The following is a 15,738-nucleotide window of genomic DNA, read 5'->3' on the forward strand; positions in this document are numbered from 1 at the left end:
GTTAACCAACAATTGGAGAGCGAGAAAATACGGTTATAGACTTAACGCCTCTAGATAAAGCCACATATAAATTTTGGCTATTCATATCATCAGCATTTTGAATTAAAACATGATCTGATTCTAAGCCCTTCAGCAACAGTGTACTTCCTATTGCCCTATAGGGAACTCTGTTTTCACCATTATGCCTTCTCGATTCACGAACTACTTCTGCCGATTGAATATAAGTATAGGCTGGGTTAGAAACTTTTAGTTGCAACACTTCTTTGACAGCACTGAAAGCTGATGTTCGAAAGACTCTGGTATTTTCCGATTCTTCTAGCGCAAGGACTAATGAATTAGCTACTTCTGGGCAGAACGAATCAAGCATTTGGATATACGCTAATTCGATGGCAGAGGCTGGAGTTCGATTTCGACCATTACTGATTGATTCTGCTCTTTGTTTTAATTTAGCCTTCTCTGTACCTGACATCATTGTTGTAATAACAGTCAAAAACTGTTCTAAACAAGTTTCTCCTTTGAAATTATCCAAAATATTTGCCAATAAGATTACATCCTTCAAGTCAACAGTTTCAACAACATCAACACCATTAACTGAGCTAGCGAAGCTATGGCGAGACTCAGCTCGATATGGATTTCCAATAATCAAAAGAGAGTCATTATTGTTCTTTCTAATTTCATACTGTGAATCGACCTGCTGCTGGTGATCCGCTCGGTGGTCACCTGTTAGCGATTTCCAATATATATAATTTGGACAGGTAGTTAGATCTATTTTGTTTCCTTTTGCCAATTGGCTACGACTTTCCAGTAACCAACTTCCTAAGTCGCTAGTACCAGCATTTTCCCACCGCCAAGGCGTGTTTAACTCACAGATAAGTGGAAAGTTGACTAAAACCTCAGTTTCCCAATTGGGAAGCTTCACTCCTCTAAAGTTAAATATCCTTTGCATTGGATCGCCAAACACTGTTGTTCGCAATATGTTCGACAAATTACAAATAATATTGTGCTGATCAAAATCACAATCTTGATACTCGTCAACTAATAGTCTTGAGTATGTAGAAATAATGATTTCATTGACTGCACCAGAGGCTAAATAACTTAAAACCGATTTTCTTAATTCAGGATAGAACTTTCCCGGTACATCGACACTAGATTGAATCGGGCAAGAGTTATTGAAGGAATTAGCAAACTTAATGCACCAACCATCAATTGTAGTAATAACACAATTTTTAGTAGGAATTTTAAGTTTTGTTAGCCGCTTTTTTAGCGCTGCTACACCTGCGGTGGTGTGAGTAAGAACCAGATATGGTGCAGGTAGAGCTTGCCCTAAAATCTCTGTTAAAAGGTGAGTTTTACCACAACCCGCTGGCGCTATTACCGCTCCATTACCGCTATCGAGTACAGTTTTAATCATATACTAGCCTTGCGAATTACGAACATTGTGAAAGAGTTGGTTTATTGGTGCAGTAAATTGAGCTAGAAATTGGTCATAGTGTGGGCCAATAATACTTCGAGAAATATATTCTGCTGGTTCTATATCTTTAAACCAGCCCTTCTTCTTTGCGGCATTCCCTAAAATTACTCTTAAATCAGGAGTGTCAGTAATCAGTGCAGTCTGCAAGTTATAACTATTTTGAGACAAGTCAGAAATGTGCTGATTTATTGATTGCTCACCTTTCAGTGAAACAGCATAATTCAGTAATAGAGGAATACACGTTGATGGACAACAAGAGAACAACGCATTTTCAGTAGCGAAATTATTGCCCCATGAAAAAATTCCTATACCATTATTTATGCATGTTTGAACATGTTGTTGATGTTCAGCATCCTTGTCCGAATCTTTTAGTATCACGGTGTGATATCCTAGTTTTTTGAATACTAAAGCCCTAGTAAACATTGAGTCACCACCACCGTCAGTACAAAAGACACCTTGCGCTTGAATGCTATCTCTACCTAACGATTGGCTATATAAGTCAATACCTTTAACTAAGCCGATTTCAGTTTTTCCTTCACACACAATAACAACTTTACTAAAGAAAGCTTCCGCACAAACCCTAAGCGTTGACTGATCTTCATAGCTGTTCGTTAAGCTGTAAATAATATGCGAATAAGATGGATTCGGTGGAGGCAACGGAGCTTGCAGTTTTCTGACTACAAATAATTGCTGTGCTTGTAACTCTCTCAGAACATATGGTGAATGAGTAGTAATGAATACTTGTTGCTGAGGTTCTGCATCTTTTGAACCTAATTCATTCAACAGTCTTGTTATTCTGAATGGTTCAAGACCATATTCAGCTTCGTCAATAATCAGTATATTAGAGCTACTAGATTCTTTCTGAAGACCACTAATCAACAATCTAGATGAGCCTGTGCCTAATTGCTTCAGTGGAGTGTTATTGTCTCCATGTAAACTGATAGCACCATTTGAAAAAGAAATACTCCCTACATCTAATTGAGCTTCTAATTGCTCAACGGAAACTCCCAACTTATTTGCGATAGTCTTAACTTTAGTAAGTATTTCATCAATACCATCTATTTTCTGCTCACGAAACGAGTCACGAGTAGCTCTACCTAGTCGAGTCAAGGTATCTGAAACGTCTATGCTATCTTCTGAAAGCTTATTTAGTACAGATCTATTGCTCCAACCTAAGTGGTGAGAAGATATTGTGCCAAGACGAGCTGGAGATATTAGCTCTCTGTGCTTCCAAGGAAGTCTCCTTTCAATATCTTCTGCAAGTGCTCTATCAGAATATAACAGCCAGTCAGGATTGAGATCTTTGTCTACTACTAACCTAATTGTTATAACAGTTTCACAACCATTAGCTGGCTCATCATGTAGTAATTTATTTTGTAAGTCGAATGCTCTTAGAAATTTCCCATACTTTTCGTAATTTAGTAAATCTGGAGCTAGTAGTCCTATGGTGACAAATATTTCGATAGGAGTATCTGTGTTTAATCCATTAAAATCAGCATCAGAAAACGAATAAGAGCGTCTAGCGCCTAAGGCTAAATCTATAGCCTCCAGAATTGTCGATTTGCCAGAATCACCAGCTCCAATTAAACAGTTTAATCCGGGGTTTGGTGTCCAAACCAAATGTTTAACCACTCTAAAATTCTTTATTTCAACATGCCTAATTTGAGACATCACTAATCCTTGTAAGAAAGCTACTACAGATAATTGATAAATTTAGACTAATTGTAAAATAGTCCTCTTAGAGTATGCCAACCTGAAGAAAATAAAGCATTATATTTATTGAGGTTAAAGGTGATTAGAGATAAAAAAGCTACCACTGAAAACAGTAGTAGCTCCAAGTTCATTCAATAGCCCGCCTAAGTAGGAGCCTTTATTATTTGTTGCCTAGCATATTAGTTTTGCAATGCGTAGAGCTTCTCTAGACGTTGAGCGATCTCTGGCGCAATCAAAGCAATGATATCTTGACGCAATTTTTCACTGGTTTCTGAATGTTGCAATTGCCCGTCTTCGCTATCTGCTAAAAGTTGATTTTCCTTAAGTGCATTAACAAAGGTTGCTAACACGTTTTTATCGAAAAATTCAGGTGAACTAATACCATGGAGTGCGGCTAATCGTTCTGCAAATTTAGCACTTTGACGTTCTAATGCGGCACGACTCATTTTCTTTTCTTTGGCTAACAAAGATAACACTAGCGCATAACGCTGCAAGGTTTCTTGAACGCAGCGATTTAGCAACCACAGCGAATAAAAAGACTGCGCTGTTGGATGTGCAGGCGCTAAATTACCTCCGACGGTGACTATCATGCCCATTTCCAACATGCTTTCAATCAGACCTTCCACGTATTCCTGTGCTTGCTCAGGAGACATGTAAAGAAACCATTCACGTTGTAGCATTGGATACAAACGCATAATCAGATCAAGCAGCTTAGTTTTTTCGATTCCATTGTGCGCAAAAACGATAGCGGCAATTAATCCAGGAATGGCGAACAGGTGCAAAATATTATTGCGATAGTAAGTTAAGGTAACGGCATTGCGCTGCTCTAACGAAATAATCTTGCCAAAACTATCTTCAGATACATTCATTTTCCCTAGTTTCAGGGTTTGCTCTACAATTTCATGGCCGTTTTTGTCTGGTAAGCTAACCAGTTCACTGTAGGGCGATAACTTTAAGAGGTGAAGATAATCGTCGACTGCCTGCTCTAACTCTTTTTGGCCCATCGCGTTTTTCTTGGCAGAGAGCAAACACAATGCACACAGTGACATACCACTAATGGCTGCCGTTTGGTTGATTCGTACCATCACTTGGTTAGCAAGAATATTGACAGTGGGAGTAAGCCAACTGGGTTTTTTATCTACTTCACTATTTTGGGCATCACGCCAATTAGGTACTTGTTCATCAAGGAAGTTATTGAGCTGTATGGGTTCGCCAAAATTAAGAAATCCGTGGCCGTAATTCTTTAACTTTCTAACCACTGAAAACAGTCCAAAAACAGATTCTTTTTTCTTGGTATTGCCCTTTAGCTCACTTAGATAACTGCCTACTTCCATGACGTGTTCATATCCAATGTAAACCGGAACTATACTCACTGGACGATTCACTCCTTTGATCATCGCTTGTAACGTCATGGCCAACATACCCGTTTTCGGTGGTAACAACCTTCCTGTGCGGCTGCGTCCGCCTTCGGCATAATATTTAACTGAATACCCTTTGTTGAATAATAGCTCTAGATATTCACGGAACACGCTAGTATAGAGTTTATTACCGGCAAAACTGCGGCGTAGAAAGAAAGCCCCACCCTTTCGGAAAATCCCGCCCACAGGCCAAAAGTTTAGATTAATGCCTGCAGCGATATGCGGTGTCACTAACCCTTGATGGTAAATTGCGTAGGTTAACAGCAGATAATCCATGTGGCTGCGGTGGCAGGGAACGTAAATAATTTCATGACCATTTTGAGCCAATTTTCTCACTTTGTCGGCGTGGCCAACTTCGATCCCATCGTATATTTTGTTCCAAATACGGGTTAATACCCTGTCTCCAAAGCGGATCAAACCTTCACGATAATCTGCAGCAATTTCGTTTATATAAGATTTAGCGTTTGCTTTGGCTTTAGACAAAGGAATTTTCTTTTGTCTAGATTCTTCGTTGATTGCATTGATAACTGACACAGAACCAAGAATCGAATTGTATAACTCTTGCTTTTCTAACAGCATTGGGCCGTTAAATGCTTGTCTTTTGCGATGAAAGTGGGTGCCTGCTAGGCGAATTAATTTGTGCGCGATTTCAGACTCTGTACCAGGTAATTTGGTCATGTCTTTAGACGATACAGCTTTACTATAAGACACAAAATTATCGCGACCTAAAAATAACACGATAAAAAATTTGCGTAACCAACTCGGTGAAGCCTTGTCGGCTAACAGATCTGCTAATCCGTTGGATTTTCTGCCTGGCGCGCGACCCCAAAAAACAGTAACCGGCACAATTTGTAAATCGAGATCTGCGTTGTCTTTGTGAAGTTGGAATAAATGGGTTAAATCTGCTGCTATTTTGGTTCCTTTGATCTTCCTACCAATAACAGATTGAGGTTGCTCAAGAAATACACTGGCGCTGTGCTCTTCTCCACCTATGAGAATTTTCTTGGTAGGGCTGGGTAAGTCCACTTTCTTAGTCGACATTTTAAGCGCAAGTTGGTCAGTAATAGAGTGAGTTCTGAGCAAATAAACTATAGGTTTACTTTTATCTATACCCAGCTCACTTTCAATGTCTGTTGGAATACTATTGACTTTGACCAGCCATTTTACGGGAAAAGCAAAAATCGAAAGCAGCAAATTATGCAGCCAATCCATATTATATAACACCTTGAGGTTTCGAAATCGTTAAAAGCATAGCATGAAGAACGGAATTCTGTTCATGTTTGCACACCAAAACACGCAGACTAACGACTCTTGAGTCGTACTGCTATTTTATATTGTTAGCGCATGTAAAGTCACCCTAATTAGGTGAATAACCTGCTGTCAGACAAATGTTGAAGTTCGCGACTCGTATTTTCTGATAGTAATTGGAGGCGGATTCTCCTAGCTAGTTCAAAAGCAGATTAAATTGGTTTCCAATAAACGCAAAATAATCTCAACAAAAAAGCTTTGCAGACTTGCTTCATTTGGCTGTAATACGCAAGCCGACAAATCAAAAGGCACACATTCAGCTGGAATATTAGACTGCTTTGAAAATTACTTAGTAAATGAAAAACAAAGTTTGTTTTATCTTTGTAACTGTATATACTGACAGTTAAACTGTATAGAAAAACAGGCTGTTTATGCGTCCACTAACTCCACGACAAAGCGAAATTCTCGAATTAATTAAAGCCACTATGTTGGCTACAGGTATGCCACCTACCCGTGCTGAAATTGCGCGACAATTAGGTTTTAAATCAGCTAATGCGGCAGAAGAGCACTTAAAAGCTCTGGCGCGTAAGGGGGTCATTGAAATTCTACCTGGCACATCTAGAGGGATTAAACTTAATGTTCCCCTAGAAGATGATTTGGAAGAAGTTGGCTTACCTTTGATTGGCCGTGTTGCTGCGGGTGAACCTATATTGGCGGAAGAGCATGTTGAATGTCATTACAAAGTCGATCCTGATCTATTTAAACCCAGTGCCGATTTTTTGCTTAGAGTAAGCGGTATGAGTATGAAGGATATCGGCATTTTGGATGGTGACCTGCTGGCAGTTCATCGTACAACCGATGTTCACAATGGTCAGGTAGTTGTGGCAAGAGTCGATGAAGACGTTACTGTTAAACGTCTTGAAAAGCGTGGTAGAGAAGTGATTCTGCATGCTGAAAACGATGAATTTAACCCTATTAAAGTGGATCTAGCGTCGCAACCTTTTAATATTGAAGGTATTGCTGTGGGCGTTATTCGCAACGCTGATTGGATGTAATTACGCGGTTGATTGCAAAGTTCTTTAAAAAAGGTGACCTATTTGGTCACCTTTTTTATTATTTTGAATGTTAGTTTTCTAAAACTGCGAACCACGATTTCTCTATTTTGTATTCTGCCAGTGAATACATTTTCTGTTCAAAAAATATCCTAAAAAATCCATTTCAGAATGTCTAGTTATTCTCCGAGCGAGCATTTTTGTTTTTTGCGGATGGAAAATTACCGATTTTAATATCTTTAGTAACCAAAGCTATTTGCAATTGATATAAAAAATAACTTTTTTGCCTATTTTGATTGAAAATCAACCGGTTGTTTATAATTTTAACAAAAAACACTAGACGTTAGACTTTAGTTGAGTAATTCTTATACTGGTTTTTACAGCTTCATAACATTTAGATCCCAAGTCATTTACCATAGCTGAGTTTTTTGCGGTTGTTTACTCTGCTTTGCTCCTTTGGGAACGGCTTAAATCAACAGGAGGTGTTGAGTGAAAAAGATATGGTCCGGCATATTGGTAATACTGACCAGTCTAATTGCATTTACAGTATCTGCAGATTCGACTTCGACTGCTGATCAGTATCAATTGAATTTGCGCAAAGGCGCGACTGAAATCAGTGGACAAGTTTATGATCTGCACATGCTCATGTTTTTCATATGTGTAGTCATTGCAGTATTAGTGTTTGGTGTCATGTTTTGGAGCATGATTTTCCACCGTAAATCTCGCGGTGCTAAACCTGCTAACTTTCATGAGAGTGTGAAAGTTGAAATCGCTTGGACAATAATTCCTTTTATCATTCTTGTCGTAATGGCATTCCCAGCGGCTAAAACATTGATTGCAATGGAAGATCCCGAAAACTCAGAAGTAACTGTTCTTGTTACTGGATCTCAATGGAAATGGCATTACAAGTACATGGAAAACGACGTTGAATATTATTCTGTGATGGCAACTCAGCAAGAACAGATAAACAACAAGTTTGAAAAAGGCCATAACTACCTCTTAGAAGTTGATCGTCCTTTGGTTATTCCAACAGGCAAAAAGGTGCGTTTCTTGGTTACGTCGGATGATGTGATTCATTCTTGGTGGGTTCCTGACTTTGCCGTTAAAAAAGATGCTAATCCCGGTTTTATCAATGAAGCCTGGGCAAATGTGATTGAACCTGGTGTATACCGCGGTCAATGTGCAGAGCTTTGCGGGAAAGATCATGGATTCATGCCAATAGTTGTGGTCGCCAAAGAACCCGCTGAATATGAAGAATGGATAAACACGCAAGAAGAAATACAGCGCAAAGCGAAAGAAGAAGAGCAAAGATTGTTGGCCATGAATATGAGCATGGAAGAGCTAATGAGCACTGGTGAGCAAGTATATATGCGCGCTTGTGCAGCTTGTCACCAGCCAAATGGTCAAGGTTTGCCAGGGGTCTTCCCCGCATTGGCTGGAAGCCAAATGGTTCTGGCTGATATGCCTGCGCACATTGAAATCGTTGTAAACGGTAAGACGGGTACTGCCATGCAAGCTTTTGCAAAACAATTAACTATGAGTGAGCTGGCAGCAGTTATCACTTATGAACGTAATGCTTGGGGTAACAATACCGGTGACATGGTCCAAGCTAAAGATGTTAACGCCGTAATTACAGGTCAATAGGAGGAGCGGTTATGAGCACAGCGACGACAGAACTAGATCACGATGACCATCACCATCATGCTCCCAGCGGCATAAAACGTTGGTTATTTACTACGAACCATAAAGACATAGGTACGCTGTATCTGTGGTTTGCATTCATCATGTTTTTAACTGGTGGTGCCATGGCTATGGTAATTCGTGCTGAATTATTTCAGCCTGGATTACAAATAGTTGAACCGAATTTCTTTAATCAGATGACGACAGTCCATGGACTTATCATGGTATTTGGGGCTGTTATGCCTGCATTTACCGGATTAGCCAACTGGCTGGTTCCGATGATGATTGGTGCGCCGGATATGGCTCTACCAAGAATGAATAACTGGAGCTTCTGGATTTTGCCAATGGCATTTACCATTTTGTTAGCTTCGTTGTTTATGGAAGGTGGCGGTCCAGCATTTGGTTGGACTTTCTATGCGCCCTTGTCTACAACATACAGTAATGACACCACAGCGTTATTCGTTTTCTCGGTCCATATTATGGGGATTTCATCCATCATGGGAGCGATTAACGTCATTGTAACTATCTTCAACATGCGAGCCCCTGGCATGACTTGGATGAAGATGCCGTTGTTCGTGTGGACATGGTTAATTACTGCATTCTTGCTGATCGCCGTTATGCCTGTTTTAGCGGGTGCGGTGACCATGGTACTAACCGATAAGTTCTTCGGCACTAGTTTCTTTAATGCTGCTGGTGGCGGTGATCCGGTTATGTTCCAACACATATTTTGGTTCTTCGGACACCCTGAAGTTTATATTATGATTCTTCCGGCATTCGGTATTATTTCCGCAATTGTGCCGACCTTCTCCCGTAAAAAACTGTTTGGTTACGCGTCTATGGTATATGCAACTACGTCAATTGCGTTGTTGTCTTTTATCGTTTGGGCGCACCACATGTTTACCACGGGGATGCCAGTGGGGGCCGAGCTGTTCTTTATGTTCGCCACTATGCTGATATCGGTGCCCACAGGGGTGAAGGTCTTCAACTGGGTAGCCACTATGTGGCGGGGTTCCTTGTCATTTGAGGTGCCAATGTTGTTTGCCTTAGCCTTTATTGTGTTATTTACCATTGGTGGTCTTTCGGGCTTGATGTTGGCGATAACGCCTGTGGATTTCCAATATCACGATACCTATTTTGTCGTCGCTCACTTCCATTATGTATTAGTAACAGGCGCAATATTTTCGATTATGGCAGCGGTCTACTATTGGCTGCCTAAATGGACTGGGAAGATGTTCGATATCACATTGGCTAAATGGCATTTCTGGTGTTCATTGATTTCCGTTAATGTTCTGTTTTTCCCCATGCACTTTGTTGGTTTAGCTGGCATGCCTCGTCGTATTCCGGATTATGCACTTCAGTTTGCTGACTTCAATAAGTGGATAAGCTTAGGTGGTTTTGCATTCGGTTTATCGCAACTGATATTCCTAGCACTTCTTATTAAAGCCTGTCGCAAACAAGGTGAGCCTGTATCTGACCAGGTGTGGGAAGGTGCAGAGGGTTTGGAATGGGAAATCCCGTCTCCAGCTCCTTATCATACATTTGATACGCCTCCTGTTATTAAGTAAGCGTGATTTGACATGACTGAGCGTTCAAACGACAACCAATCTAACAACGGCAAACTGGCTTTAAAGCTGGTTGTTGTTGTGATTGGTATGTTTGGTTTCGCATTTGCATTAGTCCCTCTTTATGAGGTTTTTTGTCAGGTGACGGGAATTAACGGTAAAACCAGTGATACAGCTGCTGTATACGAATCAATCGAGATAGATCGTTCTCGCACGATTAGCATTGAGTTTATTACCCGAACCAATACTGGAATGCCTTGGGAATTCAGGGCTCAAACTCGTAAAGTGGAAGTATATCCAGGTGAAATGAATCAGGTGGATTTTTACGTTAAAAATACCACCAACAAAGACTATGTGGCACAAGCTGTTCCCTCTGTTTCACCGGGCACTGCCGCTCTGTATATGAATAAAACCGAGTGTTTTTGCTTTAATAATCAGCCTCTTGGTGCTGGCGAAGAAGCAATAATGCCGATGAAGTTTTATGTTGATCCGCAGCTTCCAAAAGATATTAAGTTTTTTACCCTTCAGTATACCTTGTATGACGTAACGGCAAGTGCCGAAGGCGTTGCAATGAATCAAGGATAAAAGGAATCAAAATGGCACAACAACAGCAACAACAAGTGTACGAAAAATATTATGTTCCAGACCAAAGCCCTTGGCCGATTGTCGGCGCGGTAGCATTATTTCTGATTGCCTTTGGCGCAGGAAATTTTGTGGTTGAACAAACCAAAGGTGAAAGTGGCTATGGTGGCTGGATTCTGGCTGCCGGAATTGTAACTTTGCTGGTCATGTTAGTGGGATGGTTCAGAAACCAGATTCACGAATCTATGTCAGGAATGTACAGTGCTCAGTTGGGACGCTCTTATCGACAAGGTATGGCGTGGTTTATTTTTTCTGAAGTCATGTTCTTTGCGGCTTTTTTTGGCGCACTATTTTATGCTCGCGTAATCGCTATGCCTTGGCTTGATGGGGCTGGCAACAATGCCATGACTGCCGAGGTTCTTTGGCCTAATTTTGAAGCAGTTTGGCCGTTGACTAAAACCCCTGGTGGCGTTGAGACAACCGCGATGGGCTGGATGGGCTTACCTCTGTACAACACTATTATTTTGTTGATTTCCTCAGTCACCTGTCACTTTGCTCATGTGGCGCTAGAGAAGGAACAGCGCGGCAAGCTAATTGCGTTTTTAGGAGGGACTATCTTACTGGGTTGTTTCTTCTTAACCCTGCAGGTTGAAGAATATGTGCACGCATATCGTGAAATGAACCTGACACTGCAATCAGGCGTTTACGGCAATACATTCTTCTTATTAACTGGCTTCCATGGAATGCACGTTACTTTGGGTACGATCATTTTAATTGTCTTGTTTTTAAGGGTATTAAAAGGTCACTTTACGCCAGAGAATCATTTTGCATTCCAAGCCGGCAGTTGGTATTGGCACTTCGTTGATGTAGTCTGGGTTATGTTATTTTTCTTTGTATACATTCTGTAGATTTACGCTCACGGTTCTGCGTCCCTTAATAGGGGCGCGGATTCGGTGTTATCAATCCAGTTGCCACAGCCAATAATAACAAAATCACTATAATTGCAGAGGTCATCACCCTGCGGCCAATAAATTTACTCATAGGAGGCTGGTTAGGGTCGTTTTTTAACATTATTATCATCGCGCGAAAAAGATTGTAGAGCATAAACAGTAATAAACCGCCGACTAATAATTTTACTATCAAAATCGATCACTCCTCAAAGTTATGGCCAATAGACCGGATAATCCCAAGCATCCTTACTTTGCCACATTTTTCATTCTGTTGGCAGTTATAATCTTATGCTCTCTGGGAGTATGGCAACTACAACGAGCTCACTATAAAGAGGCACGTATACAACAAATTGAGCAACGTAAAACCTCTAATCCATTAAATATTGAAGATCTTTTAGCGCGTCAAGATAAGCGAGATTTACCCCTTCAATTTAAAGGTAAAATGTTAGTCAACAAGGTTTTTTTGCTTGATAATCGAATCGAGAATGGACAGGTTGGCTACCAAGTTTTAATACCTGTCAGAACCGAGTTTGGCGATGTAATGGTTAATTTGGGCTGGGTTAAAGCTGGTCAATATCGCGATCAATTGCCACGCTTTGATTTACCTGCCTATGAACAAGTATTTTATGGTACTAGCTCTGTGCCTACAGTGAACCCAATGGTCACAGAAACCGCACAAATGGATGATAAATGGCCAATGTTGTTGCAAAGTATTGATTTAACCTTGATCGCAAAATTTACCGGAACACAGGTTTTACCCGTGGTTTTGCAGTTAGATCCTGAGTTTCCCATTGGATTTACCCGAAATTGGGTTGCTGTGGTAATGGCGCCCGAAAAACATTATGCCTATGCAATGCAGTGGTTTGGTTTAGCTATAGCTTGCGCAGTTATTTATATTGTTGCATTACGAAAAAGGAAGGTCATAAAAGATGTCTGAAGCAGCCGTTAAAAAGAAGTCTAAAACGCCATTAATTATGTTTATTGTGTTTGTTCTTCCTGTGGTTTTAGCTTACTTAGCGTTAACTTTCGATTGGTTCAACAAAGGTTCCACAAATAAGGGTGAGCTGCTCACGCCGCCCCTTGATTTGAGCTCTGTTGTTAGCGATAGAGAACCACTGTGGCGACTGTTATTTGTTATGCCGCAAGAATGCGCCCAGGGATGTGAAAATGCCCTTTATAGCCTAAACCAGATATGGGTTGCTTTAGGTAAGGAATCTGACCGGGTGGAGCCCTTGGTTTTGGCCCATCAGACAAGTGAAAAAATTGAATTAACTGATATGCAGCGTCATCCGAACATTAAAGTGTTAAGTACAGATGAGCAAAATGTAAATAATGTGTTTAAAGATGCATCGACAGATGGTATTTTCATTGCTGATACATTAGGAAATGTCATTTTAAAGTATCCAATAAAATTACAACAAGAAGATGCTATTCAACAAAGTCGCGATATTTTGGCCGATTTACGCAAGTTGTTAAAGCTGTCTCGCATTGGTTAAGGAATGATAGCAATGAGAAAATTAGTGCTGGCTTCAGTGGTGCTAGCAATTGTGGTTATTGTGTTAGGGGCTTATACCCGTTTAACTGATGCCGGATTGGGATGTCCAGATTGGCCTGGCTGCTACGGACATTTAAGCGTACCTGCTACCGAGTCTCATATTAGCGCTGCACAGGATGCTTTTCCTGAACGAACATTTGAAGCCCATAAAGCGTGGAACGAAATGATTCACCGCTATGCCGCTGGTACCTTGGGTCTATTTATACTGCTTATATTTCTAATTAGTTTGGTAAAACGGTCGTTTCACAGTCCGGTAAAATTACCCTTCTTTTTGCTGTGTTTAGTTTGTTTTCAAGCTGCCTTAGGGATGTGGACAGTCACACTCAACTTGATGCCTTTAGTTGTTATGGGCCATTTGCTCGGTGGTTTTGCGGTGTTGTCCTGCCTGTATTTATTGTATCTGCGCGTTACGCCTTATCGGATACCAGGTGGCGATTCGGACATGAAACGATTTGCTAAATTCTGCGCATTGGGGATTGTGATCTTAGTTGCTCAAATCGCCTTAGGTGGATGGACTTCCGCCAATTATGCTGCCCTCGCATGTACAGAGCTACCCTTTTGCGAAAGTGACTGGGTGAGCCGTATCGATTTTGCCGGAGCGTATAGCATTCCTCATGCAGATAACTATGAGTTCGGAGTACACGACTGGGCAGAAAGAATGACTATGCATGTGACCCATAGGTTCGGTGCGATAGTTACTTTTATTTATTTATGTTGGTTGGCAATCCGTTTATATAGCTCGGCAGCTTCACAGTTGATCAAGAAATTGTCAGTCAGCATGGTATTGATTTTAGGGTTACAAGTAATACTTGGGGTGAGTAACGTGGTATTTAGCCTGCCATTATTTGTCGCTGTTTTGCACAATGCAGTCGCGGCATGTTTGCTGTTAGTTATGGTGAAACTTTGCTACACCCTGTACAGAAAGACTTAGGAGACCAAAGTGAGTAAAACACTTCAGGCAAATTATTCAAAATCATCTTCACAATTAGCTAGTTGGCGTGATTATTACGAGTTGACTAAGCCCAAAGTGGTGATGTTGTTATTACTCACCGCACTGGTTGGTATGTGTTTAGCAACTGAAACATGGGTGAATTGGCAAGTGCTAATTGCTGGTCTAGGAGGCATAGGCTTGCTGTCGTCATCTGCTGCAGTGATCAACCATGTTGTTGACCGTAAGATAGACGGCAAGATGGCGAGAACCTTTAATCGCCCCGTAACGAAAGGAAAAATTAGTCCGCTGCGTGCAACTATATTTGCAATTGTTCTCGGTGTAGCCGGATTTGTCTGCCTTGAGCTTTGGGTTAATCGATTAACCGCTGTGTTGACCTTAGCTAGTTTGGTGGGATACGCGGTTATTTATACTATGTATCTTAAACGTGCTACCCCTCAAAATATTGTGATTGGAGGATTGGCTGGAGCTGCTCCACCATTATTAGGGTGGACGGCTGTAACCGGCGAAATTCATTCTCACGCGCTGCTACTGGTGCTTATTGTTTTCACTTGGACGCCACCGCACTTTTGGGCGTTAGCCATACATCGAGTGAAAGATTATGCGAAGGCTGAAATTCCAATGTTACCGGTTACCCATGGTGTTGAGTTCACTAAAACCTCGGTTTTACTGTATACCCTTTTATTAACCATTGTTTGTTTACTTCCGTATCTAACGGGTATGTCTGGGGTCATCTACTTATTAGGTTCAGGCCTGTTGAATGTTGGTTTCATGTACTATGCGTGGAAATTGAAATATGCTTGTAATGAAAACACTGCGATGAAAACCTTTGGTTTTTCAATTGTTCACTTAATGGTACTCTTTGTAGTATTACTGGTTGACCATTATTTAAAATTCACACTATGAAACAAAACCTATTAATTGGCATAGTCGCGGTAGTAGCTTTGGCTGCTGGCCTGTACTTTTCGGTGGTTATTGCGCCACCGGAAGTGGAAGAAGTGAAGTATCTTCAAAAATATCCGGTGGAGCGAGCGCTGCCAGAGTTTGAACTTTACGACCAAAATGGTGAGGTATTTAATAATCAACAACTCAAGGGTTATTGGACCTTGGCGTTTGTTGGATACACTTTTTGCCCCGATATTTGCCCGACTACACTGGCAGAACTGAAAGGGATTTATCCGCAATTACAGGCGATCAAAACTGAAAATCCGGTCAAAATTTGGTTTTTATCAGTTGATCCAAAACGTGATAGCGCTGAGCGTTTACAAGAATACGTTAACTTCTTTAATCCTGATTTTTTGGCCACATCTGGCGAGCATAAACAATTATTTCCATTGGTTAGAGCGATGGGCATGATGTACGCTATGAGTGATAACACCGACGATCCCAATTATTTAGTCGACCATAGTGCTTCAATCACCGTTATCAATCCCCGTGGCGAGGTTGTTGGCCGTTTCAAACCTAAAATGGAACCTGGTTCAATACCTGTGAGTGAAGGTTCACAGATATTAGAAGATATGCCCAAAATCGTTACTATGATGTAATTCTAAAAACATGC

General features: G+C 40.9%; 14 protein-coding genes. 10 read left to right on the forward strand and 4 right to left on the reverse strand.

Translation table 11 applies throughout. The features are described from left to right. Position 1: 1 nt before the first annotated feature. The 3 genes from KO530_RS07370 to plsB form a co-directional block, all read right to left on the reverse strand. Positions 2-1,411, reverse strand: coding sequence for a UvrD-helicase domain-containing protein (locus KO530_RS07370; RefSeq protein ID WP_216047771.1), 1,410 nt, complete (start codon positions 1,409-1,411; stop codon positions 2-4). 3 nt (positions 1,412-1,414) lie between these two features. Then, positions 1,415-3,142 (reverse strand): ATP-dependent nuclease, encoded by a 1,728-nt coding sequence (locus KO530_RS07375; protein WP_216047772.1) that lies wholly within the window; start codon positions 3,140-3,142, stop codon positions 1,415-1,417. 221 nt (positions 3,143-3,363) lie between these two features. Further along, a complete protein-coding gene (gene plsB, locus KO530_RS07380; protein ID WP_216047773.1) occupies positions 3,364-5,814 on the reverse strand; it encodes a glycerol-3-phosphate 1-O-acyltransferase PlsB in 2,451 nt (816 codons plus the stop codon). Between the two features lie 467 nt (positions 5,815-6,281). Between plsB and lexA the strand changes: the two genes are divergently transcribed. The 5 genes from lexA (at position 6,282) to KO530_RS07405 (ending at position 11,634) form a co-directional block, all read left to right on the forward strand. Further along, on the forward strand, positions 6,282-6,905 hold the full coding sequence (gene lexA, locus KO530_RS07385; RefSeq protein WP_216047774.1) for a transcriptional repressor LexA: 624 nt from the start codon (positions 6,282-6,284) through the stop codon (positions 6,903-6,905). A gap of 486 nt (positions 6,906-7,391) precedes the next feature. Continuing rightward, complete coding sequence (coxB, locus tag KO530_RS07390) at positions 7,392-8,546, forward strand: cytochrome c oxidase subunit II (protein WP_216047775.1); 1,155 nt, start codon at positions 7,392-7,394, stop codon at positions 8,544-8,546. Positions 8,547-8,557: 11 nt separating this feature from the next. Beyond that, positions 8,558-10,147: a cytochrome c oxidase subunit I gene (gene ctaD, locus KO530_RS07395; RefSeq protein WP_216047776.1), complete on the forward strand. Its 1,590-nt coding sequence runs from the start codon at positions 8,558-8,560 to the stop codon at positions 10,145-10,147. Between the two features lie 12 nt (positions 10,148-10,159). Further along, on the forward strand, positions 10,160-10,729 hold the full coding sequence (locus KO530_RS07400) for a cytochrome c oxidase assembly protein (RefSeq protein WP_216047777.1): 570 nt from the start codon (positions 10,160-10,162) through the stop codon (positions 10,727-10,729). Positions 10,730-10,740: 11 nt separating this feature from the next. After that, positions 10,741-11,634, forward strand: a complete 894-nt coding sequence (locus KO530_RS07405; RefSeq protein ID WP_216047778.1) for a cytochrome c oxidase subunit 3 — start codon at positions 10,741-10,743, stop codon at positions 11,632-11,634. Positions 11,635-11,659: 25 nt separating this feature from the next. Here KO530_RS07405 and KO530_RS07410 read toward each other — a convergent pair whose 3' ends face one another. Next, the gene (locus tag KO530_RS07410; protein ID WP_216047779.1) at positions 11,660-11,869 is read right to left on the reverse strand and encodes a DUF2909 domain-containing protein; all 210 of its coding nucleotides are present in this window, start codon (positions 11,867-11,869) and stop codon (positions 11,660-11,662) included. A 21-nt stretch (positions 11,870-11,890) separates the two neighbouring features. Between KO530_RS07410 and KO530_RS07415 the strand changes: the two genes are divergently transcribed. The 5 genes from KO530_RS07415 to KO530_RS07435 are packed head-to-tail and all read left to right on the forward strand — an operon-like array spanning position 11,891 to position 15,724. After that, entirely contained in the window at positions 11,891-12,613 is a 723-nt protein-coding gene (locus KO530_RS07415; protein WP_216047780.1) for an SURF1 family protein, read from the forward strand. After that, positions 12,606-13,172 carry a hypothetical protein gene (locus tag KO530_RS07420; protein ID WP_216047781.1) on the forward strand — a complete coding sequence of 189 codons (567 nt, stop codon included), beginning with the start codon at positions 12,606-12,608 and terminating at the stop codon, positions 13,170-13,172. The genes KO530_RS07415 and KO530_RS07420 overlap by 8 nt, the downstream gene beginning before the upstream one ends. Positions 13,173-13,184: 12 nt before the next feature. After that, entirely contained in the window at positions 13,185-14,162 is a 978-nt protein-coding gene (locus KO530_RS07425; protein WP_216047782.1) for a COX15/CtaA family protein, read from the forward strand. Between the two features lie 9 nt (positions 14,163-14,171). After that, positions 14,172-15,086: a heme o synthase gene (cyoE, locus tag KO530_RS07430; protein ID WP_216047783.1), complete on the forward strand. Its 915-nt coding sequence runs from the start codon at positions 14,172-14,174 to the stop codon at positions 15,084-15,086. Beyond that, complete coding sequence (locus KO530_RS07435; protein WP_216047784.1) at positions 15,083-15,724, forward strand: SCO family protein; 642 nt, start codon at positions 15,083-15,085, stop codon at positions 15,722-15,724. Before cyoE ends, KO530_RS07435 begins: the two co-directional genes overlap by 4 nt. The last annotated feature ends 14 nt before the right edge of the window (positions 15,725-15,738 follow it).

The sequence above is a fragment of the Aliiglaciecola lipolytica genome (assembly GCF_018860635.1).
GTDB classification, from domain to species: domain Bacteria; phylum Pseudomonadota; class Gammaproteobacteria; order Enterobacterales; family Alteromonadaceae; genus Aliiglaciecola; species Aliiglaciecola lipolytica_A.